The organism is Paenibacillus sp. CFBP 13594 (assembly GCF_014842675.1).
Taxonomy (GTDB): domain Bacteria; phylum Bacillota; class Bacilli; order Paenibacillales; family Paenibacillaceae; genus Paenibacillus; species Paenibacillus amylolyticus_B.
In genome coordinates this window covers 379841-405690 of the sequence record NZ_JACYVQ010000005.1, presented here as the reverse complement: position 1 = coordinate 405690, position 25850 = coordinate 379841, and the positions used below count along the sequence as shown (strand labels likewise).

The window sequence follows — 25850 nt, the reverse complement described above, 5'->3', positions numbered from 1 at the left end:
AGGGGGAATTGGGAAATGAAGAACAGGTTGTGGGGAAAACGTGTGCTGGCTGTCATGGCTACTGCGACGCTAGCATTGCCGCTGATTGCTGGCTGTACGGCAAGTGAGGCGAAAGATACAGAGCAACGTGTATTACGTGTGGCTACAATGTGGGGAGGACAAGACGACAGTTATTTCCGTCAACAGTTTACTGATGCTTTTGAGCTGACCCATCCCAATGTAACCATTGAGATTGTAGCTGCTGTTGATCAGAGCAGCATGTACGGGTATGGCAACACCGAAGAACAGCCGGAAGTTCCGGATACGATGGAAAGTCTGAAGAAGATTATGACTGGCGATAACCCGGTTGACGTCATCGTGGCGGATACCGCTACTGTCAAATCATTAATTCAGGAGAATCTGGTGAAACAGCTGGACCCATTAATGCAAGAAGACAAGTTTGATACCACTGACATTGTTCCTAGTGTGCTGGAGGGTATCAAAGATCTGGGGGATCAGAGCATCTATGCATTGACACCAACGTTTTCATCTTCCGCTTTGTTCTATAACAAGGGCATGTTTGAAAAAGCAGGCGTGGAACCGCCAACGGACAATATGACTTGGGACGATATCTTCAATCTGGGTACCCGACTTACAAAAGGTGAGGGTAAAGATCACGTATTTGGTTTCGCCTTCACGACATATCAGGGTGGTTCGCCTTACTACTCCATGCAGCAGTACTACAGCGCGTTGCAGCTGAAGACGTTTGATGACAAAGCAGAGAAGATGACCGTAGATTCTCCTCAATGGGAGAAAGTGTGGAGCACCATCAGCAAACTTGCCATTGACAAAGTCATCCCTAAAGGCGACGAACCACAGGATCAGAATCCGAGTGGACGTTATGATCCAGTACAGGGTGACCTGTTCCTGAGTGGCAAGGCAGCCATGGCTATTGGTGATTACAGCTATATTAATCAATTAATTGATGCCAATAAAAATGCGGATAAAATGAAAGACTTTACGAAAGTGGATTGGGATGTGGTAACACCTCCAGTTCACCCGGAAGCTCCTGAAATTGGAGGCAGTATCTACCTGAGCAATCTCATGGCGATCAATAGTGCGGCTCAGAACCCGGATGATGCGTGGGAACTGATCAAGTACATGAACAGTGAGGACTGGGCTAAGATCAAAGCACGTAGCAGCTATGAGATGGTATCCCGGAAGAGCTTCATTAAGCCCAAAGACGGCCTGGATTACAACATTCAAGCATTCTATTCTTTGAAGCCGATTCCGCCAACCAATACCAATCTGGATAAAATGTATCAAAAATCCCCAGGCTTATGGCAAGTCAATGAAAAAGGCATGGAATATTTCAATCAGGTACTTGAGAACAAAAAGACACCAAAAGAAGCGCTTGGTGAGTGGGCAGCGAAAGGAAACGAGATGCTGCAGAAATTGAAAAAAGATCCTAAAGCTACGTTTCAATGAGATTTGATGAAGTAGTCATATCATAAGTTAAGGATATAGTCGCTGAAGATTTTAATCTTTGGCGGCTATTTTTATGAAAATGGGGTATTCTACAAAAAGCAGGAATAAATGACGACTCCGGAAAGGACGAGCGGTATGCACTGGGTATATTTCAGCAAGTTGTATGCAACCAAATTTCAGGCAGGATGTCTGGCCAAACGTATGGAGCAGGATGGGTGGATTTACGGTCATAATGAACCAGCGGAAGTGGAAGTTTATCGATCACGTAAAGGACGTTACGGTGTGCGTTTTATTCCCTGACATTACCCCTTGACTTATAGGGTGACGATAGTGTATATTAATTAAGTCGCTGTTTTAATATTTTTTACTGACGCGGGGTGGAGCAGCCCGGTAGCTCGTCGGGCTCATAACCCGAAGGCCGCAGGTTCAAATCCTGCCCCCGCAATTTAGTTTCACTTGGATGATTTACAGCCATCATCTGCACGTTATACATTATGTTTAGGGCCCTTAGCTCAGTTGGTTAGAGCGGTCGGCTCATAACCGATTGGTCACAGGTTCGAGTCCTGTAGGGCCCATACTCTTAAAACCCTTGCCTAGCAAGGGTTTTTTTCTGTCTGCATATAAAAGGTATCTTGTTAATGGTGTCTTTCTAGTATGCCCTTTTTTTCGAATCACGATGTATGTCCATGCCATATCTCAAATCTCGCATATACTACCTTATCCCAACCCATAGGAGGTAGATTTCATGAGTCAATTTATTGATGCAAGAACCTCGCAGAATGCGAGTTTGGCTAACTCTATCGCCATTCCAATCCTTGTAATTAACACACCACAATTATTTGGCCAGATTGGTCTAGTCACAGGTGGCAGCATTGGAGCTAACCCACGGGTACAATTCAAAGGAACGGTGTCTGTGCAACTTCCTTTGGCACTTGTTGGTATAACCATCACAATTGTTAGGGGAACTTTGGCTACGGATCCTGTGATTTATTCCGCAACGTCTACGTTCAGCTTGAGTATACTTGCCCCTCAGATTATTACGTTCTCTGCAGATGACTTCAATCCGCCTATCACGCCTCAATTGACGTACACTGCATTTGTCAGTTCCAACTTGCTCGGTACGATCCGTGTAGGTCCTGAGAACTTTGACGGAGTGTTGTATTCCGACTAATATTGAGCGCTCATGCCTAAGTGAAACTAGATTAATATTCTTTTTAAATGAAGGTAATAACAGACCTGCCCTCAAAAGCAGGTTTTTTACCTGTTGAAGGGGAAAACTGAACTTCATCGAGTAGGTAGGGTTCTATGATATAATGCATTACAGAGATTGGAACGGTATTTACGAATAAAGTAAAACATGAATTTTTGAGAATCTTACGAAATTAGTGATAGAAAGCAGGTTTACCTTTAATGACGCAAAATGAAAGTCAACGTTTTCGTTACAGTGAAGCTCCGGTCTGGGATTGGCAGAGAGCTTATTATGAACAGAAGGGGTTACAAGCTTGGACAGAGAACCAAGTCCCTCAATATATTACGAGTAATCCGATGATTGCCACGGCGTATGCAGAGATGATCTTTGGCTTTCTTCAGGACCTCTCGAACAAGGGAAAGATCAGCGAGACCGTAACCATTCTGGAACTTGGAGCGGGGGTAGGGCGGTTGGCACACCAAATTCTCCTGAAACTGCTTGAGTTAAAGGGATTTGCCGCAATACAGTTACCGCCTTTCAGATATGTGATGACGGATCTGGTAGCGGAGAATGTGCTGGGTTGGCAGGAGCATCCATCCATGCAATCCTTTATTCAACAAGGTATAGTGGATTTTGCACGTTTTGACGCTGTAGTGGATACGGAATTGAATCTGGTCGTTGCAGGCACGGTTATTCGGCCCGGTGATCTGAAACAACCGTTGTTGTTGATTGCTAATTACTTTTTTGACAGCATCCCACAGGAATTAATCTACATTGGGGATGGCGAGATCTATGAGTGCGATCTGCTTGTACAGTCTCCGGATCGTCGTCTCGATCTTGAGCCTGCTGAGATGCTGAAGAACATGACGCTGAGTTATGAGTATCGCCGAGCACCGGAATACAGTGAGGATAACTATCCTTATCAGGAGCTTATCACATTGTACAAAGAGGAACTGGAGGATTCTCACATTTTGTTCCCAGCAATCGGGTTGTCTTGTCTCGAACGGTTGAACAAGCTGTCACAGTCAGGTTATGTGCTGATTACCGCTGATAAAGGGGATCATCGGCTGGATAACTGGAAGTTCGCAGAGCCACCTGAATTTGTTCTTCACGGGAGTTTTTCGCTAACCGCTAACTACCATGCCATTCAATATGTCTTGGAACAACAGGGTGCCCATACACGATTCACAACACATCATTATAAAGACCTGAATGTTGGGTGCATGTTGATGTTGGACGAACCCATCAGTTATGTGAACACACGTTTGGCCTACCATCGATTTGTCGAACGTTTTGGCCCGGATGACTTTTTCAGCATGAAACAATGGGTAGACTCTCGAATAGAAAGTATGGAGTTGAAGCATATTTTACCGTTTTGGCGTCTGGGCGGGTATGATGCGGAGTTCTTGATCCACAGTGCAACGCACATTTCAAGTCTTCTTCCTGATGCAAGTGATGAGGAAATGCTCGATATTCAGTCTGGTATTCATACGATGTGGTCGTCCTACTATGTGATGGAGCAGCAAGGGGGCCTCGCATTTCTGGCAGGGCAGCTATTATATGAGATGTATATGTATGAGGATGCGAAACGGTTTCTGGAGATATCATTGGTTGCAGATCCAAGTAACCATAATCCAGCCGTCTTGTACGATTTGTCTGTGTGCTGTTATGAACTTGAACTGGAAGAAGAAACCCTGTCATATACCCATAAAGTATTGGCTCTGGAACCTGATCATGAAGAGGCAGCAGCGTTGCTCAAGAGTTTCGAGTTGATCTGAACGGAACAATTTTAGTTTGTCTCCTATATGTCTAGAAATAGTGATGGTTGTATATAAAATTGAAACCTAATTGGATTGTAATCGTATTAATGGGATATTCAACCAAGTATCTGTTTAAGCAGAAAAGGAGACAGAGTTATGAAGAGAATGTTATCCGTTGCATTATATCCACTTGCTTGGGTGCTGGGGGCACTGAGCATCTTATCTGGAAATGAAAACAGCGTCCTATTGGTGAAAGATATCGCTACAGATCGAAGCTATGATGGGCAGGCTATCTATGATAGTATTGAACGTAGAAATGCCTAACTACATATCATTCAACTGTAAAGGTAATTGTGTCGTCTAGCAATAACATGAGAACCAATTACTCTTAAAGCAAAGTACGGTGAGCAGGAGTTCTGTCCGTACAACCTTTAAGCCGGTTTCGTACCTTATTCAGGTATGAACCGGCTTTTATTTATGAATGGGGGATACCAGATGAAGGTTATCATTGGACAACCGAGGTTGGAACAGCACCTGCTGCAGCTTGAAGCCGAACTCAAGCAACACTCTGATGCGGATATATTATTTTTTCCTGAAGGTTATCTGAACCAGAATGTTGAGGAAACTTGCAGGTTGGCGGCTGAATATGGGACCATGATTGTATCAGGTCATCGCAGACTGGACGAACGTCCAAAGGACCGAGCGATTATCATCAGTAAGGCTGGAGAGATTGTGTTGGAGAAAGCTAAATATACACCTGCTGAGACGGTTGAGGAACAGGGGTGGTTAATAAGCACTTTGTTGTGTGATGAGCTGGTCCTGCAAGGATTTGGAAATGAGAATATAGGGAATGTGGACATTGTGATGCATTCCATTGGTGTGGGCATGTTCAGTGAAAAGCAGTACAGTGAGTGGGTCGAAGAGGCTCGGCAGATCGCCATGAAGCATCAATGTATTGTCATGGGGACAAGCCATGCGGATGGTTCGTACCGTGATAGCGAGATCTCCATTCCGATCGCCTATTGTATAACACCTGATGGAGAGGTTGTTCTGGCATCCCGAAGTGATACACGTACTCGTACAATCCTTCTGGACAGAGGAAATACAGACCCTTCACCTCAGGAGTCACAAGAAAAACCACTGAAAATCTCCATCGACCCATCTGGTTAAGTTACCGGGCATGAATCCCAGATGAATGGGCTGATGAACTTGTCGAATAGCCCGATCACTTGCGCAGAATACGCATATGTTATGGCATACCTTGAAATTCAAAGGAGGCCAATCAAATGAGTCAAGTTGGATACGGTTGTGGCAATGTTGGTGGATTCGGCGGCGGATGGACTTCTACAAGTGCAATTCTTGTGCTTTTCATCCTGCTCGTGATCATCACAAAATCTTTCTGGCTGTAAGTCACGTATAGAAACGTGCAAACAGTGGCTCCGCTGAGACTTCAGCGGGGCTTTTCCTGTTTATAAGAAGCAACATATGCCATCCATGACATTTGACAACTGAAAACAATGTGCTTAAAATCACATAAGAGACTATTAACAGAGATTGAAGGGATAGCAATGCCGTTTATTCGCTTTAAAGGATTCACAGGTCCTCAGCTAGAGGAAGTTGTACCCCAAATTACAGAGCAGATGGCCCTAATTACTCATATTCCAAGGGAGAGAATGAAGGCAGAGCGTCATGATGTACAAGCGCTAACACCTTCTCCGGCTTCTATAGAGATTCTGATGTTTCAACGTGACCAGGAGATTCATAATCGGATTGCATCGTCGGTGCAAGCTATTTTGGAAGAAGCATACATGCCAGATGTGCATATTTTCTTCAATATATTGTCACCCACTTTGTATTATAAAAAAGGCAAGCCGCTGACAGATTATCGATTGGATTGAGATTAAGATTAAGATTAAGATTGTGAGGGACGAGCAGAGGTTGCTCGTCTCTTTGATTTACATATTTTTCGTATGTTTAGCAATGGGATGGTTCCTGTGAGCCCTGTTCAACGATAATGAGCATATCGCAGACATAATAAACAAGGCTCCACCGATAAGGTATACCCACCGAACGCCCAGTTGATCGGCGACTAGACCAAAGATGACTATGGATACACTCATCACCGTGGATATCAGGACGCCATGGGTGGCGTATACCTTGGTTAGGGATTCGACAGGTACACTGTTCTGAAGCGCTGTCTGCTGAGCCACATCACGAATCTGATGAACTGGACCCATGAGTATGCATAACACCAAAGCGAGCCATGGCAGGTTGTTTAGACCATAAACGACGGTCAGCAGGCTGAAGAGAAGGGAACCCATGGTCATACTAGCGATTAGATGCTTCTGAATACGTTTGGCCAGTGCAAGAGCCAGAATACCTCCAAGCATGGTTCCGGCAGCGTAACTCGAGTTCATGAGTCCCCACCAACCTTCTCCTCGTCCCAGAGCTTCTTTTGCAAAGGCTAGCGTAACAGCTCCGATCCAGATGGAACCCGCAAGAGCCTGGGCAATGTCCATAAGCGTGATCAGTCGTAACGATGGATTGTTCCAAAGTATACTCCAGCCTTCCCTCAATACATTTCGGGATACAGCAGATTTCTGGAGTTTTTCTACATTCTGTGTGAGCGAACCCATGGCAATCATGAAAATCAGAACGGCCCAGGACAGGCTTGTAGCTGCCCAGAAGGTCTGTGACGCCCCCCAGTTCATCACGGCGAATCCCGTCATGGCATAACCGACAATGGTTACAGTCTGATTGGAGAAAGATAGAAGGCTATTTGCTTTTATAAGGTCTTCACCTTGAACCAATCGTGGCGTTAAAGTCTTCAGTAACGGAGTTTCCCATCCGTCCAATAAGGATAGTATGACCACTCCGATCAATAGGAGTGGCAGTTGTGAAATCAAGTGATTTAACGAAATGGCTATACAGGTCATGATTAATGTTTTGGCTATGGAAATGCTGATCAATAGTTTGGAGAATGGGAAACGGTTCACAAGTAATGGCAAAGTGAAACCTGCTATTATGCGTGCAGTGATCTGAATCAGTGGAAACATTGCAGCAGAGAGTACCGATCCAGTGAGACCGTATATAAACGTAGTAATGACCATGATATATATGACATTAATAAGTGAGAGCAGCGTTTTAGCGGCCCAGTACGGATAAAATGCGATGTTCATGCCAATGATGTCCTTTCCGAAACGATATATCTATATTACGGGCATTGTCATCATTGCACCACAAACAAAGTTATCATTTTCCCGTCATTTCACCACAAAAAAACTGCCCAACAGGGCAGTCATCTTCTAATGCCTATAGTTCATGCCATAGCGAGTGTGAAGGCGATAAGCAACATCAGCAGGCTGGTCGTTCTGACCATAGTCATATAAGGCCTGCTGGGTTCGGCTTCACCCTGGGAAATCCAGCCATAACGTAGATACCAGCCGAATTTTGGGAAACAGAGATTGATGATACAGAGTACCATGAATATAAAAAAGAGGGTTCTCATACCCATCTTCCTTTCTCACTTACATAACGGATCTCATCTTAACGTTTGCGTCTGGTAAAAAAGACTACAATCAAAATGATAATGATGATAATTAACAGAAATTTCATGTATGTTCCTCCTGATGAATAGTTAGGTTATTGTGTAATGTTAGTTATCAACTATTACCCAAGAACCACATGACTTGAATAACTGTGTTACAATTAAAATATATTGATTTAATATCAACACATTCCGTTTGGTTAGTTTTCTCTCCTTATAATGTACGATTGCAGAATATATAAACATTAATGTGTGTGAGATGAAGGAGGAAGGCATGAGCCAACATAATCAACTCTCATTACAATGGGAATTTATCATCTCGAAAGTGAAATCCTCCGTGACCGTGGTCGATGCTACCTTGCCTGAGCTTCCGCTCATGTATGTAAACGAACACTTTACCCAACTGACAGGATACACGTATGAAGAGTCTGTCGGACACAATTGCCGATTTTTGCAAGGGCAGGATACAGACCCCGAAACGGTAATGCAGATTCGTGATGCATTAAAGAAACAACAATCCATTAAGATTGATATTTTAAATTATACAAAAAGTGGTCAGAAGTTCTGGAACGAACTGAATATTGATCCGATCTTTAATGAATCCGGAGAGTGTTTATATTTTGTAGGCATTCAATACGATATTTCAGAACGGAAGTATGCCGAACAGCAGTTGAAGTTTGCAACTTCCATGGCTGAGATGAACAGCAGAGGGCAATTGGAATTCATCGGCAAGTTGAATCACGAGCTTCGTACCCCGCTTAACGGCATTATGGGCATGATCGAACTTGCTAGTATGGGTGAAACTACGGATGAGCAGAAAGAATATCTGGAGCTTGCACGTCAATCAGGTGAGGCGCTGCTGAACATCATTAACAATAGCCTGGATATGGCGAAGCTGGGCAGAGGCAAAATGGATGTTGAAAACATTGAGTTTCAACCTCTGAAGCTGATTCAACAGATTGTGAAGACACATGAACCTGCGGCACAGAATAAACACATACGTTTGCTCTGTCATGCTGATCTGAATGTTCCTGATGTGCTTATCGGTGATCCGCTAAGACTTCGGCAGGTACTGGATAATTTGCTGAGTAATGCGATCAAGTTCACAGAACAAGGTGAAGTGCAGTTACAGGTGGATGTGAGGCAACAACTGATGGATACCGTTGTATTGGTATTCTCTGTACGTGATACGGGAATTGGCATTCCTCCGCATCAGATCGAACAATTGTTTGATGCATTTACTCAGACCGACATCTCCCATGCGCGCCGATTTGGCGGAAGCGGTCTTGGTCTGACCATCTGCAAAGAACTGTTGGAACTGATGAATGGTCAGATTTCGGTGGAGAGTACAGAAGGGAAAGGCACACAGTTTGAGGTGACACTGCCCTTGCTGCGCCAGCTGGCCATTCCCAATGTAGGATAATCAAACAAGCAGGACAGCCGGCTGGCCTCGGCTGTTTTTTTATTTGTTTTATTGTTTTACGAACGGACGTTCTGTTATAATGCTAATGTTGAATGGGGGAGACACAGCATGAGTAAGAGACGCACAGGACGAAAACGAAAAGGTAAACAAGGCTTCAAAAAGCAGGTACTGACACTGGTAGCGATGCTGCTGGTAGCCCTCTACGCCTGGGCAGGGGGAGAATGGCCGGAGGAGATACCTAATCCATTCGGAGGGGCTAATAAGAGTGTGGACCACACCATTACGTTCCCTTCAGAGCGTTATCCCGAAACAGCCAAACATATTAAAGCTGCTATCAAGGCAGGGCATTCGGATGTATGCACCATTGATCGTAATGGAGCGGAAGGCAATCGGGATTTATCCCTTAAAGGTGTTCCGGTCAAAAAAGGTAAGGATCGTGACGAGTGGCCTATGGCGATGTGTGCTGAAGGAGGAACAGGTGCAGATATCCAGTACATTACCCCGAAAGATAATCGTGGTGCAGGTTCATGGGTAGGGAATCAGTTAAGTACATATCCGGATGGAACACGAGTGAAGTTTGTAGTGAAGTAACAACAGGATATGGTTGGGCAGAAATAAGGATTGTAGGGTCTTTGTTGTGAGGTCAATAGCAGCATGGTACAGGATAAGTAGAAGAGAAAAACCAGACGTGCATGCGTCTGGTTTTTTTTGTGTAAAGTGCTGGCATAAATAGATCTAGTTAAGGTATTTTTTCTATAAGGGAACTGAGTTTCTAGGATTACAGATCCGACTATACGAGTTGCATTCCGCTTAAATGATGAGACCGGATGCTTAACAGACGCGTAACATGTTCAACCTCATCAAACGGTATCCACAGACTTCCGTGAACGGTACGTAAGGAGAGAATGGATGTATCAGCGGTACGCTCGGGAAATCCGGTTACCGTCTGACCGCTTGTATTACGAACCATGATCTGTTGTTTACGCCGGATGGCAATTTCTACCTCTTTTTTCATAAGTCATTGCTCCTGATTATGAGATGTTAAATCCATATGTCAATGTTTTCAATGGTTAATTTGTCTTCTTTATCTAGTCTATCAGAACTAGGTATAGATTTCCAGAAGAGAAATCAACAATCTTCTAGGTGATTTGTCTTAGCTGTGGATGATCCGTTTTTGAATGGGGATTACGGGGTTATATTAGGGTAAAAGGAGGGGAACGGAATGACACAATTGATTATTGGGCTGGCCCGTACCGAGAACGAGGCTATAATTATGCTGAATAAGGTGAAAGAGGAAGGCATCAAGGATAAATATTTGGGAGCAGTGGCGAAGGAGCAGCTTAATCTGGAGCTGGTGAGCGAAAAGACGGGGCTGCCCAAACCATTAAAAGGTGCAGGAACTGACGGTGCTTTTGGAGCTCTGAAAGGCATATTGGCTGGTCTGGGGAAGCGGATGGATCAGACGATGTCGATCGGAAATGCAGTACGTAGGCTCGCTGGTAATGAGATTGGGAGTGAGACTGATGATTTGGTGCTTACACTGACTGAAGCGGGGATCTCGGAGGAGGATGCGCGGTATTACGAAGATTGGCTATTAAAGGACCATATCTTGGTTATCGTGGAGTGTAGTGAGGAAGAAGCGGCTCGTGTTCGACCTATTTTACTTTTTTAGTTTAATTTAAGGCTGATTTTAGGTTTCTTTAATGTTGGGGAGGTATTCTTATCTTACACCTCCCTTAATATAGATTGGTTTACCGGAAGTCCGGGACCGCAACTCGGACTTTCTAGGCACTGTGAGCTGACGCTTGCAGTGCCTGTTTCATTTTTTATTATTTTTAATAAAAGGTGTTGCAAAGTTAATTATTTCATGGTAAGATATTTCTTGTCGCCAAGAAATACATAATCCTGCCGGGGTGGCGGAATTGGCAGACGCACAGGACTTAAAATCCTGCGGTAGGTGACTACCGTACCGGTTCGATCCCGGTCCTCGGCATCTTAAAGAAAAGATCGTATGACGCTTGTTAACCAAGCTGCATGCGATCTTTTTTTGTGTTACTTACTATCTATATGATGTCATAGCTGACCACTTTACCATGCAGTTCATAAACCTAAACCCTACATAATACATATCAGAAGGTACATTTGCCTCACTTTTATGAAGAGACGGAACAATGGTGTATACTATCCGTAGGCATATATTACCTTTACCTTGCTGAACGATATAAGTTCAAACATACATTTACATGATAACGGAGGGGACAGAAAAAACCTGAAGAAGCGAAGCGTGCGCCTTTATCCCCGGATTTTCCCTTTCAAAAGGGAATCAAAAAAATCTGGGGATAACAGCGATCGGAAGGTTGTTCTGTCATCGGAGTGCCCGTGTAAATAACCATATGTGAACTTATGTAGAGTCACAAAACCAATAAAACAATCTTATGGACGGAGGACTCAAGTTTATGTTGAAACAGCTTAAGCCATACAAGGTGTTACAGGAGCGCAGAATTGAAGAACTGAAATCGGATGCGTATCTATTGGAGCACCAGAAATCCGGAGCCAAAATCGTACTTTTGTCCAATCAGGACGACAACAAAGTATTCAGTATCGGTTTCCGAACACCTCCGGAAGATGACACAGGGGTAGCCCATATCCTCGAACATTCCGTGCTCTGTGGGTCCAAGAAATTTCCGGCCAAGGATTCTTTTGTTGAGTTGCTGAAAGGTTCATTGAATACATTCCTTAACGCCATGACGTATCCGGATAAGACGATCTACCCGATCGCGAGTCGTAATGATCATGACTTCCATAACCTGATGGATATTTACCTGGATGCGGTATTAAATACGAATATTTATGAGAATGAAAAGATATTTTTGCAAGAGGGCTGGAACTACAACCTGGCCTCGGCCGATGATGAGTTAACCTACAACGGAGTTGTATATAACGAGATGAAAGGTGCCTTTTCTTCACCGGAACGAATGGTGCGCAGAGAAGTACTAAACTCCCTTTTCCCGGATACCACATACTCCTCCGAGTCTGGCGGATTCCCGGAAGCTATTCTGGATCTGACATATCAGGGGTTGCTGGATTTCCACACGAGATACTATCATCCTTCCAACAGTTACATCTATCTCTACGGAGATATGGATATGGAAGAGAAGCTGCAATGGCTAGATGAGAACTACCTGAGTGCATATGATCGAATCGAGATTGATTCGGCCATTCAACTTCAACCTGCCTTTGCACAACGGGTAGACACAGTTAAGACTTACTCTGCGGGAAGTACGGAATCCGAAGTGGATAACAGCTTCTTGACCTATAATGCGGTGATTGGCACAAGTCTGGATAAGGAACTGAACATTTCGTTCCAGATTTTGTTATACGCCTTGCTGAACGCTCCGGGAGCGGTACTAAAGCAGGCGTTGTTGGATAAGGGCATTGCCAAGGACGTCTACGGTTCCTATGATGACAGCCTGTATCAACCTGTATTCACTGTGGGACTGAAGAAGAGCAATCTGGCGAGCAAAGAGGATTTCTTGGGAACGGTCCAAGAAGTGCTTGAGCGTGTGGTAAAAGAAGGATTTGATCCTAAAGCGCTGCTTGCTGGAATTAACTCGTATGAGTTCAATCACAGAGAAGCGGACTATGGCAGAATGCCGAAGGGTCTGATCTACGGATTCTCCTCCCTGCAAAGCTGGTTGTACGATGAAGAAGCACCTTTCACTCATTTGGAAGCCAATGACGTATTTGCTGAACTGCGGACAAAAATGAACGAAGGTTACTTTGAGCAGCTGATTGAGAAGTATTTACTGCAAAACACACATACTTCCTTCGTAGCCCTGACACCGGACAAAGGGTTGAATTCACGTAAAGAAGAAGCGCTGAAAGCACGGCTGAAAACCATTCAGGCCGGACTTAGCGAGGAAGAAGTTCAGACGCTGATTCAGAAAACGGAAGCACTCGCCGAATATCAGAATACACCTTCAACCAAAGAGCAGCAGCAGGTCATTCCGACGTTGTCGATTGAAGATATTGAACCAAAAGCCTCTACGTTGCATCAAACGGTGAACCAGGTCGATGGCACAACCATTCTCCACCATAACCTCTACACAAACGGGATTGGTTATCTGAGACTGCTGTTCGATATCAAAGAAGTGCCACGTCATCTCCTGCCGTATGCAGGATTGTTGAAAAATGTATTGGGTTACGTGGATACTCAAAACTATTCGTTCAATGAATTGTCCAATGAAATCCATATCCATTCAGGAGGTATTCATAGCGGGATTGGATCTTATGCTAACGCGCATAAGCACAATGAATTCAAAGCGACCTATGAGTTCAACGCAAAAGTGTTATATGACAAGCTTGGATTTGCCTTTGATATGATCAAAGAAATTGTGTTCACATCCCAATTCGATAATTCGAAGCGGTTATATGAGATCATCTCTCAGATGAAAGGTAATCTGCAACGTAATCTGATCAATAGCGGACACTCTGCGGGAATTGGTCGGTCATCGTCCAAACATTCAGCGGTTGCGGATTTCAGAGAAGCTGTGAGTGGCATTACCTTTTACCAGTGGCTTGAGGATCTTCAGGCGAATTTTGAGGCCAGAAAAGAAGAGTTATCTTCCAGCCTGCAAGAGTTAACGGGGTATATTTTCAGACCGGAGAACTTGCTTGTTAGTTACACTGCCGATGAGCAGGGATATGAAGGACTGGAGCAACAGGTATCCGATCTGAAAGCGAAGCTGTTCACACATGAGGTTGCCAAGGAAGAGTTTACGTTCACACCGGCTACGCATAAGGAAGGATTCCGTTCTCCTTCAGAGGTGCAGTACGTGGTGCAAACGGGCAATTATATCAACAAAGGATATCAATACACCGGTTCCCTACGGGTCTTGCAGGGTATCCTGTCTCTGGATTACTTGTGGACCAATATCCGCGCCAAAGGCGGAGCTTATGGCTGTATGTCAGGCTTCAGACGGAACGGAGACAGCTATGTTGCATCGTATCGTGATCCGAACCTGGATAAAACGTACAAAGTATATGAAGAGATTCCGCAATATTTGACCGATTTCCGGGCAGACGAGCGTGAGATGACGCGTTATATCATTGGTGCGATTCAGGATCTCGATACGCCGAGAACACCTTATGGCGAAGGTGCATTCTCTCTGGAGTGTTATCTGTCGAATGTGACTGAAGCAGATCTGCAACAGGAACGTGACGAAGTGTTAAGCACGAAGGAAAGCGACATTATCGGTTTTGCTGAGCTCTTATCGGCCATTCTTGAACAACAACAGCGCTGCGTGATCGGTAATGAGAACAAGATTGAGGAACAGAAGCAAATGTTTGACGAAACGCTGGATTTAATCAAAAACTAAACGTTTGTCTCGTTTATCCCCGAACCGATAGGCATCAAAGTGAAAGGCACTTTTATGAGCTGGTTTCAACAGCTTATAGAAGTGCCTTATTTAATGAGGAGGAATGTGGAGCAACTGTCGCCGACCCATAATGAGAATGGGTGATACGCTGCGTTGTTCAAGTGACAGCGAGCATGTTGTATATTTTCAGTGTCCGCAGATCTTCCTTTGATATTTTCAATTCATTATACAACTCCTGATTCTCGGGCAGCGGGGTTCTGGAGAATAACATTTTGAGCGCGATCGGCATGAAAGGTCTGAAGGAGACACCAGCCATCAGTCCCCACTTTTTCTCCGATTCCTGAAAAGATGCCAGAATATTAATATATAGATTCTCCAGCGGAGTGGCCTGATTTTTCAAAATCAGCGTGGTGAGTGTATCATAATGCTCGGTGTGGCCCCAGTACATATTCTCGCATTCCTGGTAGTTCTCAAAATCCTTCACATTCATATACATCACGGTGCGATAACGGTTGGCATCCGATTGAGCCATCATGTCAATGACACATCGAATGAGACTGTTGTTACGCCCATCATAGAAGTAGGAATAGAAACGTGTAGAATTCTTGAAAAAGCTGGACGGGACCGCATTCATCAGGGGGGAAGCGTGTCTGGGTTCTTGGTACAAGAGTTGTTCCACCTGAATGTTGAGCGCGTTCGCAATATGATGTAACGTGACCAGATCAAGTGTAATATCTCCGCTCTCATATTTGGACAGGGTGCCCTTGCTCTTGAAGATCTGATCCGCCAGCTGTTGAATGGTCAGTCCCCGCCACTTCCGAAAGTTTCGTATTTTCTTGCCAACTTCCTGATTGATATTGTTCATAACTGGTTCTCCTTATGCAATGTTTCTTGAGAGTACGTGAAAATGGTGAAAGTCATTCATAAAAATGATGTTATATGAGAAATATATCACTTTCTCACCGAAAAACCTATTCTGGGGAAACAATAAACTTTATTTGTTTCGTCAGGATAGATTGTATTGCATTTGATGCAATTTCTACGTCATGGAATAATAGATCTTATACGACATGAACCGACAATGAAAAGTTGAGCAGACAGAGGAGCAGAAGCTACTATGAAATATAACTTTGATGAGATTATAGATCGCACAGGTACAAATGCCATGAATACGGATGGATTCCGTCAATATATTTTTAACGCCTCAGAAGATATGACATTTCCATTTAAGGACGAAGAATTCATTCGCATGTGGATTGCAGATATGGAGTTCGCTACACCTCCCGAGATTCTGGATGCAGTGAAGGAACGTTTGGACCGCAGAATTATGGGTTACTCCCAGGTGTTTGATCCGGCATACTATGAAGCTGTCTCGAATTGGATGAAAAGGTACTATGATTGGTCCTTTCCGAAGGAGCATTTGGAGACCTCAAACGGAATCATCCCTGCTTTATATGAACTGGTGGAGTATATTTGTCAATCGGATGAGAAAGTACTGATCGTGACCCCGTCTTATGGTTTCTTCAAGTCAGCTGCAGAGCATAATGATCTTGATCTGGTATGTTCGGATATGATCAACAAGCAGGGGCGTTACTCGATTGATTTTGAGGATTTTGAAGCCAAGGCCAAGGATGAGAAGGTAAGGGTATGTATTTTCTGCAACCCCCATAATCCGTCTGGACGCGTCTGGACAACGGAAGAGTTACAGCGTGTGGGTGAGATCTGCCTGAGGAACAATGTATGGGTCATTTCGGATGAAATTCATTGTGATCTGCTGCGGACTGGCAAAAGACATACGCCACTTGCGAAGCTGTTCCCGGATACGGATCGAATCATTACATGCATGTCCCCGAGCAAAACATTCAATATGGCTGGACTGATGTTCTCCAATGTCATCATTCCGAATAAGGAACTTCGAGACATCTGGCAGGCACGCCATTATGGTTTCAAAAACCCACTGAGCATTGCTGCCACTCAAGCAGCTTATGAAACGGGTGATGAATGGCTGAAACAATTAAAAGCTTATCTCGACGCCAATTTTGCCTGTGTAGAACAATATGTGAAGCAACATCTGCCGCTGGCTGTCTTTCATATTCCGGAAGCCACATATCTTGCCTGGATTGATATCTCGGCATATGCTCCCGAGCATGTAAGTTTACCGTTATTTTTCGCTGAGCAAGCAGGTGTGCTTCTGGAAGATGGTCATATGTTTGTCGCGAATGGTGAGGGTTGTATTCGGTTGAATCTGGCTTGTCCGCGTTCTGTCCTTCAGGAAGGATTACGGAGAATCAGTAGTGTGCTTGTGAAAGAAATCGAAGAGGTACCGGTTTAAATATAAAGTCATCAAGTCATCACGCAACAGCGTGGTGACTTTTTCGGATGAGTATACGGAGTGCAGCTAGAACAAGGTTTATTTCGAAGTGAATGTATACCCTGATGCGCAATTCTGGTCTGCTGTCCCCGGTTATGTTAAAATGGTGGATAGTCTATGAGTTGCATGACATGCGGCTCTCAGAAGGAAGAGTCCAGTAGATGGGCTGTACGTAACTGCATTCATCAGGGAAAGGAGCCTATACATATGTTTGGAAACGATTGGGACAAGGTGCTTCAGGAAGAGACGGAAGCTGAGTATTTCAACAAGATTCGTTACACCCTAGCCGCCGAGTACAAAACACAGACGGTCTTTCCGCCCAAAGAAGACCTGTTCTCCGCACTGAAGCTGACGCCATATCATCAGGTTAAGGCCGTTATTATTGGTCAGGACCCTTATCACGGTGCGGGACAGGCTCATGGATTAAGCTTTTCGGTTAGACCGGGGGTACGCGTACCGCCTTCTCTGAAAAATATATACAAGGAACTTCACGCCGATCTGGACCTGCCTATTCCGAATCATGGATCTCTGGTTCATTGGGCACAGCAGGGAGTCCTGCTATTAAATGCTGTTCTGACGGTTCGTGAAGGTCAGCCTAACTCGCATCAGGCACTAGGGTGGCAGACATTTACGGATGCTGTCATTCGTGCGCTGAATGAACGTTCAGAGCCAATGGTATATATGCTATGGGGCAGTCATGCCCAGAAGAAAGGTGCTTTTATAAACAGGGACAAGCACCTGGTACTGGAGTCTACACATCCCAGTCCGCTGGCAGCGCATCGTGGATTCCTCGGCAGTCGTCCCTTTTCCAAAGCCAATGATTTCTTGACCTCCAAAGGTATTGAACCGATCGATTGGAAGATACCTGAAAACTAGACAGATGGAGGTGAGAACATTGCGACATTGGATAGGGCGAAAAGTAGCGGTATATCGTGCAACAGGCATACGGGAGCCATTGAAGGGAACGCTGGTCGAGTGGGATGAAGAAGCGGAATGTGTACGGATCGGACCGAAACGGATCAAGGTATCGTTTGACAATATCGCAATGATTAGACCTCTTCCCGAAGAGAGTCTTCCCTTAAAGAAAGCACGTTCTGAGGTGCACAAGGTTGGATATGTGATGAAAAAGGCAATTCAGTTCGAAAATGCGATCTATTTCAAGTCACAGGTTATGATCTGGCGCCGGGCCAAAATTGTAGCGTTATCCACGACGATTCTGCGTCATGACGAGGATCAGGTTGAACTTGCAGATGGTCGGGTTCTTCGTAAAGACAAGCATATGTTTGTCGTACGTTCACGCCGCGGGATACGTTAGTACCACGAAGATTTAATATTCATTTCATGCAAAGATCATATGGATTTAATGTTTGGTCTGTATATTAGGTAGTAACAACCCCTTCTAAATTGATGTGTAATAAAACGGGAGCCCGGCCGGCTGCAAACGGTCGGGTATTTTTTTGTCCATGGGTTCTGTTAACCTGTTGTACATACCCATTACATTCATGATATATATTATTAAAATAGATAAATTGAACTAAACATTTACACGAGAAACGTAGAGGCCAGAAATAACCTGAAGAAGTGGAGCGTTCGCCTTTATCCCAAGATATTCACCTTTGTAAAATTGAATCAAAAAATCTGGGGATAACAGCGATCGGAAGGTTGTTCTGTCATCGAAGTGGCAAGTGTAAATATTCTTTAGTTCAATCTAAAAAGATCATGAGAAGGAGTGAAACCCAATGAAACGTATAGCTGTTTTTGCAGGCTCCAATCCGGGAAATCACCCCGATTATACAGAGAAGGCTGTCCAACTGGGCAAACAGATTGCCGATAGTGGGTATGCACTGGTTTATGGTGGTTCTTGCATGGGCTTGATGGGTGCAGTAGCCGATGCTGCTCTTGAGCAAGGGGGAGAAGTAATCGGGGTTATGCCTACGGGATTATTCCGGGGTGAGGTTGTTCATGGAGGGCTTACACAACTGATTGAAGTGGGAACCATGCATGAACGCAAGGCTACGATGGCTGAATTATCCGATGGGTTCATTGCGCTTCCCGGAGGCATGGGTACATTTGAAGAACTATTTGAGGTACTGTGCTGGGCACAGATCGGCATTCATCGTAAGCCTGTTGGCTTATTGAATGTCAACGGATATTATGGACCGCTGATGAAGATGGTAGAACATAGTGTACAGGAGGGATTCTCTAACACCTCGCATCTCAGTCTGTGGAGTCTGGAATCTGATCCGGCTGAACTGATCAAACAAATGTCATCCTACATTCCTGCAGAGCTGACTCAGAAGTGGTCACAACTCAACGGGAAATGAGTGCATAAGAAGACGGGCCTGAACCCACTCGTTCCTCGGGAGAATTTTCGATCTGCCCAAGCAAGTTGCGCTATCGGACATAGTCTATAGTGTACTTCGATGAAGAGGGGAGTGTCACTGATGAGCGAACTCAAAGGTACAGGTTACGGATATTGCGGAGGCTTCGGTGGTGGAGCATGGACATCAACAGGTGCAATTCTGGTATTGTTCATTCTGTTGGTTATTATCTCTCGCACATTCATTCTGTAATTCGGTCAAATCCGGGGACGGGGATCATGCTGCAGAGGCAGCGCCCGAATAAAAAATGACCTTTCCAAAGAGACGCCGGTATATCCCGGCGTTTCAGGGGAACGGTTATTTGACGTTTCCAGCATACGTTAAGTAATTGAAAAAGCAAAAACCTGCCCCTGAATAAGGTCAGAAGCAGGAGAGAGCCTCCTGAGCCATTAGCTGCACAACAAGCAGCTTACACCACAACAGCAGTTTGATCCGGAACACTTAACGATTTCCAGGCGATATATAGCCCGATGGCGGCTGCAATTAAGGAGAGTATTGCTGCAACAATAGCCAGCTGATCCAGTGTGCTGGATGAAGTGGAGTTAAAAGAACGCTGATTAGCCGTCTTGCCGGATTTATTTTTGATATGGACAGATGATCTGGAAAGCCTGGAAGCCGACTGTAACTGGGAGGTGTGAGCACGCGTAGGTATCGATTTTTTCTTTGAGGGATTCAATAGTCAACCTCCTTATAACGGAGTTCAGTGCTTCCATCGTTCATACTATGTTATGTCGATTTTCAGATTGAGTTCGCAAAAATGAGTGAATCCCCAGCCCGTTAGATGTTGGGCCTGGCCGCTAGTATTAGCGAAGCAGGCAACCCATTATACGCCCCGTTAATACAAGTCTAACAAACCGTGTTTATAGTGTTAATCATAGAGTGAAGCTTGAACACAGGAGGTGCTGGAATGAGGAACGTGGAGATCATTGCCCATCGCGGTGCATCTGCCGTATGCCCGGAGAACACGATGAGTGCTTTTGAACGGAGTCTGGAGCTTGGAGCAACAGGTATTGAAACCGATGTGCAGATGACGAATGATGGCAGACTGGTACTGATTCATGATGAGACGTTAAGTCGAACTGGCGGCGCAGAAGGTTGGGTTAAGGATACGACTTACGATCAATTGCGCACACGGGATGCCGGGTCCTGGTTCCATGCTGATTTCGCCGGGGAACGTATTCCTTCTCTGGAGGAGTTATTCAAGCTGGTACAGGGGAAAGGAACGCTGCTTAATCTGGAATTGAAAAATGGTATTGTGAGTTATAAGGGGATGGAAGAGAAGGTTATACAGGCGATCCGGGAGTGGAACCTGGAGCAACAGGTCGTGCTGTCCAGCTTCAATCATGCTTCGCTCGTGAGATGTAAACGTCTTGCCCCGGAGATCCGTACAGCACTTCTATATATGGAAAAGTTGTACCGTCCCTATGATTATGCCGCCAAACTCGAAGCTTCCGGCCTTCATCCCTACAAGATGGCAGTCACACAAGAAGATATTGCTGCTGCACTGGCACATGGCATTGTTACCTATCCATTTACGGTGAATGATCCTGCCGAGATGCAGGCCATGATTGACATGGGTGTGCAAGGAATCATTACCGATGTTCCGGATGTCCTGGCATCTTTGATCACGGTACATGCTCGTTAAATGAGTCTGTATGATATATGTTCTACATAGGCAATGATAAGGCTGTGTTCGAGCTTTTTGGCTCCTACACGGCCTTTTTGCGTGTGAAATTGTGTGAAAATCTTCATATATGCAATAAACATGTCCTATTTGTCCATTGCCAGAGCCCGTGGATTCACTTACAATGGTCTATGGGAATGAGAATCAATATCATTAAAGTTCGGTATTTATAGAGAGGTGATTGTTATGTACATAGGTTTGGGCAGCTCCACTCATAACGAGGGTGGGCGCGTATGAGTTCACAAGCTTCACCAGAAAAACATAATCCGAATTCACCCACAGCGAAGATACACACTCGTCCGTGGGCAGCCACACTTATTCTTACAGGGGGAGTTTTGCTACTCGCTCTGGGTATGGCGTTGTCCATTTCATTTGGCGCTGCTGATATTAAGCTTAGTGTAGTCTGGAAGGCTATCTTTGATTTCAATCCTGAGCTGACTCCACATCAGATCATATGGGAGATTCGATTACCACGTATCCTTGGAGGAGCAATGGTAGGTGCATGTTTCGCTGTAGCTGGTGCGATCATGCAGGGCATGACTCGTAACCCGCTGGCCGATTCAGGTCTGCTTGGGTTAAATGCGGGAGCTGGATTTGCGCTTGCAGTTTGTTTTGCCTTCTTCCCTGGCTTGCCATTTATGTATATCATCATGTATTCCTTCCTTGGAGCAGGGCTTGGTGTCCTGTTGGTGTATGGTTTTGGTGCAGCTTCCAAATCGGGTCTTACACCACTACGCCTTGTGCTTGCAGGTGCGGCTGTATCAGCGATGTTGTCGGCACTCAGTGAAGGGATTGCATTATATTTCAGGATTGGACAAGATCTAGCTTTCTGGACAGCGGGTGGTGTAGCCGGAACGAAGTGGTCTCAACTTGAGGTCATGTTCCCATGGGTACTCGCTGCACTAATCGCAGGTCTTCTCATCTCCCGTTCCATTACTCTGCTTAGTCTCGGAGAAGATATTGCGGTGGGCTTGGGGCAACGTACTGGGCTGATCAAGCTCATAGGCCTGATTGTTGTACTGATTCTCGCGGGTACGGCTGTGTCCGTGGTGGGTGCGGTCGGTTTTGTTGGACTCATTATTCCCCATCTCACGCGGAAGCTGGTTGGGGTCGATTATCGCTGGATTATTCCATGTTCCGCTGTGATGGGCAGTCTCTTGCTTGTATTTGCGGATTTGGCTGCACGTATGATTAACCCGCCGTACGAGACGCCAATTGGCGCATTGGTTGCCCTCATCGGGGTACCATTCTTCCTGTATCTGGCGCGTAAAGAAAGGAGGACTCTGTAACGATGGAATCCTCAACAATAGTTGGAGCAGAGCGCAAGAAGAGAACCAAGAGTACGATTGTCCTCATTGTGCTTGCCCTATTAATTATTACGGCTTTTGTGGTGAGCATGAACACAGGTTTTACCAAGCTTTCGCCGCTTGAGGTGATGCGAACCCTGTTTGGTGGAGGCACGGCGAAACAGGAATTGATCCTGTTTGAATTCCGTCTGCCACGGATTGTGATTTCGGTGTTGGTCGGGGCTGGACTTGCGTTATCTGGTTGTATTTTGCAGGGAGTATCTCGGAATGCGTTGGCCGATCCGGGGATCCTCGGGATTAATGCAGGTGCTGGTCTGGTCGTCATGTTATTTGTTTCCTTTTTCCCGACAACGACAGCAGCGCCGGTATTTCTTTTGCCAATTCTGGCCCTGATCGGTTCCGGTTTTGCTGCATTTCTGATCTACATTCTCTCTTACAAAAAAGGAGAGGGCATCCTGCCTACACGTATGTTGCTTACTGGGATCGGGGTAGCGGCGGGAATTAGTTCTGCCATGATCGTGCTTACGTTAAGACTTAGTCCGGAAAAGTATCAATTTGTAGCTACCTGGATGGCAGGCAGCATCTGGGGTTCGAACTGGAAATTTGTAACGGCATTGCTACCGTTTCTTATTATTCTTGTCCCGCTTGTTCTGTATAAGGCACGTGTGTTGAACGTACTGAATCTGGGGGACCAGACTGCCAGCGGACTCGGGACTCCGGTTGAGCGTGAGCGACTGATTTTGCTTGCGGCTGCTGTAGGACTTGCCGGCTCATGTGTATCTGTGAGTGGGGGGATCGGTTTTGTAGGTCTGATCGGACCGCATTTGGCGCGTCGTCTGGTGGGTCCAAAACATCAATTCCTGTTACCCGCATCTGCACTGATCGGTTCATTGCTTGTACTGGTTGCAGATACGCTGGGTCGTGTCATCCTACAGCCTTCGGAGATTCCTGCGGGGATCCTGGTTGCCATTATTGGTGCGCCATACTTCCTGTACCTCTTAAGCAAGACGAAATAGAACGTAATCATCATTGTGTGGTTGCATAAGGAGGACTTCAGTCCATGCTTCGCCGTTTCTTTGCCTATTATAGGCCTTACAAAAAGCTCTTTATTCTTGACTTCAGTTGTGCGATTTTAGTCGCCTTGCTGGAGCTTGCCTTTCCACTGGCGGTCAACCGCGTAGTCGACGATCTGCTGCCAGGCGGTCGCTGGGACTGGATTCTATGGGCATGTCTGGCATTGCTCGGCATCTACTTATTGAATTCATTTTTGAATTTCGTGGTTACCTATTGGGGACACAAGCTCGGTATTAACATTGAGACGGATATGCGTAAAAGTCTGTTTAATCATGTGCAGAAGTTATCGTTCCGTTTCTTCGATAATACAAAAACAGGACACCTCGTGTCCCGTATGACTAACGATCTGATGGATATCGGTGAGATTGCCCATCATGGTCCAGAGGATGTATTTATCGCGGTGATGACACTGATTGGTGCATTCAGCATCATGATGAGCATTAACGGGAATCTGGCGGTATTAACCTTTATTATTGTACCGCTGATTATTTATCTGTCGCTCTACTTTGGTAGCAAAATGTCCAAGGCATTCAGTCGAATGTTCGGTGATATTGCGGACTTCAACGCTCGTGTAGAGAACAATATTACAGGTATCCGTGTTGTTCAGGCTTTTGCTAATGAAGAGCATGAAAAAGCACAATTCGCTGTGAACAACGGTCGTTTCCGTCAAACCAAGTTAATTGCATACAAAATCATGGCCTGGAACTCTTCTGTCAGTTATATGCTGATGAAGTTGGTATCCCTCTTTGTCCTGGTATGCGGAACATGGTTTGTCATTCAAGGCAGTATGACCTACGGTCAGTTCATTGCATTTATTATGTTGTCCAATGTGTTCTTGACACCGATCCAGAAGATCAACTCGGTTATCGAGACGTATCCCAAAGGGATTGCAGGTTTCAAACGTTATACGGAGCTGCTTGATATGGAACCGGATGTGGAAGATCGTCCAGGGGCCGTTGCGGTATCCCATTTGCGTGGAGATATTCGTTATGAGCAAGTGACCTTTGGATATTCGGATCAGGAGCCTGTTCTCAAAGGTATCGATCTAAACGTGCGTGCAGGTGAAACCGTAGCGCTTGTAGGTCCATCGGGGGCAGGTAAAACAACGCTGTGCAGTCTGTTGCCGCGGTTCTATGATGTGCTGGAAGGTCGCATCACGATCGATGGGCAGGAGATTCAGAATATGACGCTGGATTCCTTGCGAAGTCATATCGGAATTGTACAACAGGACGTATTCCTCTTCGATGGAACCATTCGGGAGAACATTGCCTACGGCAAGCTGGATGCCTCCGAAGAAGAAATCTGGATGGCTGCCAGACGTGCACAGATGGAACCTTTGATTCAATCGATGCCGGAAGGATTGGATACGTTAATTGGTGAACGTGGCGTGAAGTTGTCCGGTGGACAGAAACAGCGTCTGTCCATTGCACGTATGTTCCTGAAAAACCCGCCAATTCTGATTCTGGACGAAGCGACATCCGCGTTGGATACAGAAACGGAAGCAGCCATACAGCAATCCCTTGCTGAGCTGTCCGAAGGCCGGACTACACTGGTCATCGCTCACAGGCTGGCAACGATCAAAAATGCAGACCGTATTATTGTCGTTGCTGAACAAGGTATTACGGAGCAGGGACGTCATGAAGAATTACTCGCAGCAGGTGGGGTGTACAGCCGCCTTCACTATGCGCAGTTTGGTGCGTAACCTATCCTATGTGAATGTAACAATGTAAATCTGAGAAGTAACGCCATCGTTCTTGACTTGGAAGGAGTCAGGACGGTGGCGTTTTTTTCTTTTTCATGATCAAGTGTGAGCCAGGGGTACTGTGCTCTGATCTGCATGTGATCATGGATATGGAAACGGGTAATATAGTAAAGAGAACACTTAACGTGTAAGATATGTTCATCATCTTGCAAGATGTAGGAGGTGCGCGATATGCAGTTGAACGATATGCTGAAAATTCTTCTAACCTGTCTATTATTTATTCTGATTTGGTGGCTTCTGAGTCAAGGGATTCGCAAACTTTCAAGTACTCGTGAGGGGTCTGGTTTTCGACGCTGGGGTGGATGGTCCATTGGACTTTTCATTGTTGGCGCCGTGCCACTTGGTTTTTCGCTATTCACAGAGATCTTTGATGAACGCCTGGATGCCAACATCGGGTTAGGACTCGCCATGTTATTTGTCTGGGCCTACTGTGCTGTCTTGTTATGCGCAACATTGGTGATCTGGGGAAGGTACGTGTATAAAAGGGATATGAGGAAGTGAATGCAA

The 25850-nt window shown here is 45.3% G+C and carries 27 protein-coding genes and 3 tRNA genes; 25 read left to right on the top strand and 5 right to left on the bottom strand.

Annotation, left to right across the window (positions count from 1 at the left end; translation table 11 throughout):
* Window positions 1-15: 15 nt before the first annotated feature.
* The 10 genes from IFU39_RS18485 to IFU39_RS18440 all read left to right on the top strand — a co-directional run bounded on the left by IFU39_RS18485 (window position 16) and on the right by IFU39_RS18440 (window position 6314).
* Window positions 16-1467: an ABC transporter substrate-binding protein gene (locus IFU39_RS18485; protein WP_091014127.1), complete on the top strand. Its 1452-nt coding sequence runs from the start codon at window positions 16-18 to the stop codon at window positions 1465-1467.
* Between the two features lie 108 nt (window positions 1468-1575).
* Window positions 1576-1767, top strand: coding sequence for a hypothetical protein (locus IFU39_RS18480; protein WP_047843730.1), 192 nt, complete (start codon window positions 1576-1578; stop codon window positions 1765-1767).
* Between the two features lie 71 nt (window positions 1768-1838).
* Window positions 1839-1912, top strand: a tRNA-Met gene (locus IFU39_RS18475).
* Between the two features lie 56 nt (window positions 1913-1968).
* Window positions 1969-2042, top strand: a tRNA-Ile gene (locus tag IFU39_RS18470).
* A 170-nt stretch (window positions 2043-2212) separates the two neighbouring features.
* Window positions 2213-2638 carry a hypothetical protein gene (locus IFU39_RS18465; RefSeq protein ID WP_091014129.1) on the top strand — a complete coding sequence of 142 codons (426 nt, stop codon included), beginning with the start codon at window positions 2213-2215 and terminating at the stop codon, window positions 2636-2638.
* 239 nt (window positions 2639-2877) lie between these two features.
* On the top strand, window positions 2878-4434 hold the full coding sequence (locus IFU39_RS18460; protein WP_192134146.1) for a tetratricopeptide repeat protein: 1557 nt from the start codon (window positions 2878-2880) through the stop codon (window positions 4432-4434).
* Between the two features lie 138 nt (window positions 4435-4572).
* Window positions 4573-4740 carry a hypothetical protein gene (locus IFU39_RS18455; RefSeq protein ID WP_192134144.1) on the top strand — a complete coding sequence of 56 codons (168 nt, stop codon included), beginning with the start codon at window positions 4573-4575 and terminating at the stop codon, window positions 4738-4740.
* 171 nt (window positions 4741-4911) lie between these two features.
* Complete coding sequence (locus tag IFU39_RS18450; protein ID WP_192134142.1) at window positions 4912-5586, top strand: hypothetical protein; 675 nt, start codon at window positions 4912-4914, stop codon at window positions 5584-5586.
* 116 nt (window positions 5587-5702) lie between these two features.
* Window positions 5703-5825 (top strand): sporulation protein YjcZ, encoded by a 123-nt coding sequence (locus IFU39_RS18445; RefSeq protein WP_083679583.1) that lies wholly within the window; start codon window positions 5703-5705, stop codon window positions 5823-5825.
* Window positions 5826-5984: 159 nt separating this feature from the next.
* A complete protein-coding gene (locus IFU39_RS18440; protein ID WP_036614785.1) occupies window positions 5985-6314 on the top strand; it encodes a DUF1904 family protein in 330 nt (109 codons plus the stop codon).
* A 57-nt stretch (window positions 6315-6371) separates the two neighbouring features.
* Here the strand turns inward: IFU39_RS18440 and IFU39_RS18435 are convergent, their stop codons facing one another.
* Window positions 6372-7595: an MFS transporter gene (locus tag IFU39_RS18435; RefSeq protein WP_192134140.1), complete on the bottom strand. Its 1224-nt coding sequence runs from the start codon at window positions 7593-7595 to the stop codon at window positions 6372-6374.
* 140 nt (window positions 7596-7735) lie between these two features.
* Window positions 7736-7924, bottom strand: a complete 189-nt coding sequence (locus tag IFU39_RS33430) for a DUF6199 family natural product biosynthesis protein (protein ID WP_053061624.1) — start codon at window positions 7922-7924, stop codon at window positions 7736-7738.
* A 313-nt stretch (window positions 7925-8237) separates the two neighbouring features.
* Here IFU39_RS33430 and IFU39_RS18430 point away from each other — a divergent pair, with 313 nt between their 5' ends.
* Together IFU39_RS18430 and IFU39_RS18425 are read left to right on the top strand one after the other, a co-directional pair.
* Window positions 8238-9386 (top strand): sensor histidine kinase, encoded by a 1149-nt coding sequence (locus IFU39_RS18430; protein WP_179198433.1) that lies wholly within the window; start codon window positions 8238-8240, stop codon window positions 9384-9386.
* Window positions 9387-9494: 108 nt separating this feature from the next.
* Window positions 9495-9977, top strand: a complete 483-nt coding sequence (locus IFU39_RS18425; protein WP_091014144.1) for a NucA/NucB deoxyribonuclease domain-containing protein — start codon at window positions 9495-9497, stop codon at window positions 9975-9977.
* A gap of 199 nt (window positions 9978-10176) precedes the next feature.
* Here the strand turns inward: IFU39_RS18425 and IFU39_RS18420 are convergent, their stop codons facing one another.
* Window positions 10177-10401, bottom strand: a complete 225-nt coding sequence (locus tag IFU39_RS18420; RefSeq protein ID WP_017687353.1) for a hypothetical protein — start codon at window positions 10399-10401, stop codon at window positions 10177-10179.
* Between the two features lie 207 nt (window positions 10402-10608).
* On the opposite strand from IFU39_RS18420, the gene IFU39_RS18415 reads away from it, so the two are divergent.
* The 3 genes from IFU39_RS18415 to IFU39_RS18405 all read left to right on the top strand — a co-directional run bounded on the left by IFU39_RS18415 (window position 10609) and on the right by IFU39_RS18405 (window position 14764).
* Window positions 10609-11058 carry a general stress protein gene (locus tag IFU39_RS18415; RefSeq protein WP_047843724.1) on the top strand — a complete coding sequence of 150 codons (450 nt, stop codon included), beginning with the start codon at window positions 10609-10611 and terminating at the stop codon, window positions 11056-11058.
* Window positions 11059-11293: 235 nt separating this feature from the next.
* Window positions 11294-11379, top strand: a tRNA-Leu gene (locus tag IFU39_RS18410).
* 463 nt (window positions 11380-11842) lie between these two features.
* Window positions 11843-14764, top strand: coding sequence for an insulinase family protein (locus IFU39_RS18405; RefSeq protein WP_192134138.1), 2922 nt, complete (start codon window positions 11843-11845; stop codon window positions 14762-14764).
* A 157-nt stretch (window positions 14765-14921) separates the two neighbouring features.
* Here the strand turns inward: IFU39_RS18405 and IFU39_RS18400 are convergent, their stop codons facing one another.
* Window positions 14922-15629 carry a helix-turn-helix domain-containing protein gene (locus tag IFU39_RS18400; RefSeq protein ID WP_017687366.1) on the bottom strand — a complete coding sequence of 236 codons (708 nt, stop codon included), beginning with the start codon at window positions 15627-15629 and terminating at the stop codon, window positions 14922-14924.
* A gap of 252 nt (window positions 15630-15881) precedes the next feature.
* Between IFU39_RS18400 and IFU39_RS18395 the strand changes: the two genes are divergently transcribed.
* From IFU39_RS18395 to IFU39_RS33260, 5 genes are all read left to right on the top strand, one after another.
* The gene (locus IFU39_RS18395) at window positions 15882-17096 is read left to right on the top strand and encodes a MalY/PatB family protein (protein ID WP_192134136.1); all 1215 of its coding nucleotides are present in this window, start codon (window positions 15882-15884) and stop codon (window positions 17094-17096) included.
* A 246-nt stretch (window positions 17097-17342) separates the two neighbouring features.
* A complete protein-coding gene (gene ung / locus IFU39_RS18390; protein WP_017687368.1) occupies window positions 17343-18011 on the top strand; it encodes a uracil-DNA glycosylase in 669 nt (222 codons plus the stop codon).
* A gap of 19 nt (window positions 18012-18030) precedes the next feature.
* Entirely contained in the window at window positions 18031-18450 is a 420-nt protein-coding gene (locus IFU39_RS18385) for a hypothetical protein (protein ID WP_017687369.1), read from the top strand.
* Between the two features lie 424 nt (window positions 18451-18874).
* Window positions 18875-19459, top strand: a complete 585-nt coding sequence (locus IFU39_RS18380) for an LOG family protein (RefSeq protein ID WP_091014155.1) — start codon at window positions 18875-18877, stop codon at window positions 19457-19459.
* A gap of 120 nt (window positions 19460-19579) precedes the next feature.
* Window positions 19580-19708: a hypothetical protein gene (locus tag IFU39_RS33260; protein ID WP_255319930.1), complete on the top strand. Its 129-nt coding sequence runs from the start codon at window positions 19580-19582 to the stop codon at window positions 19706-19708.
* 217 nt (window positions 19709-19925) lie between these two features.
* Here the strand turns inward: IFU39_RS33260 and IFU39_RS18375 are convergent, their stop codons facing one another.
* Window positions 19926-20192: a hypothetical protein gene (locus tag IFU39_RS18375; RefSeq protein WP_091014158.1), complete on the bottom strand. Its 267-nt coding sequence runs from the start codon at window positions 20190-20192 to the stop codon at window positions 19926-19928.
* Window positions 20193-20423: 231 nt separating this feature from the next.
* On the opposite strand from IFU39_RS18375, the gene IFU39_RS18370 reads away from it, so the two are divergent.
* The 5 genes from IFU39_RS18370 (at window position 20424) to IFU39_RS18350 (ending at window position 25844) form a co-directional block, all read left to right on the top strand.
* Entirely contained in the window at window positions 20424-21161 is a 738-nt protein-coding gene (locus IFU39_RS18370; RefSeq protein ID WP_149846730.1) for a glycerophosphodiester phosphodiesterase, read from the top strand.
* Between the two features lie 272 nt (window positions 21162-21433).
* Window positions 21434-22489 carry a FecCD family ABC transporter permease gene (locus IFU39_RS18365; RefSeq protein WP_192134133.1) on the top strand — a complete coding sequence of 352 codons (1056 nt, stop codon included), beginning with the start codon at window positions 21434-21436 and terminating at the stop codon, window positions 22487-22489.
* Window positions 22490-22491: 2 nt separating this feature from the next.
* On the top strand, window positions 22492-23523 hold the full coding sequence (locus IFU39_RS18360; protein ID WP_074095819.1) for a FecCD family ABC transporter permease: 1032 nt from the start codon (window positions 22492-22494) through the stop codon (window positions 23521-23523).
* Window positions 23524-23567: 44 nt separating this feature from the next.
* Complete coding sequence (locus IFU39_RS18355) at window positions 23568-25283, top strand: ABC transporter ATP-binding protein (protein ID WP_149846729.1); 1716 nt, start codon at window positions 23568-23570, stop codon at window positions 25281-25283.
* A 231-nt stretch (window positions 25284-25514) separates the two neighbouring features.
* Window positions 25515-25844 (top strand): hypothetical protein, encoded by a 330-nt coding sequence (locus IFU39_RS18350; protein ID WP_192134131.1) that lies wholly within the window; start codon window positions 25515-25517, stop codon window positions 25842-25844.
* Window positions 25845-25850: the final 6 nt, after the last annotated feature.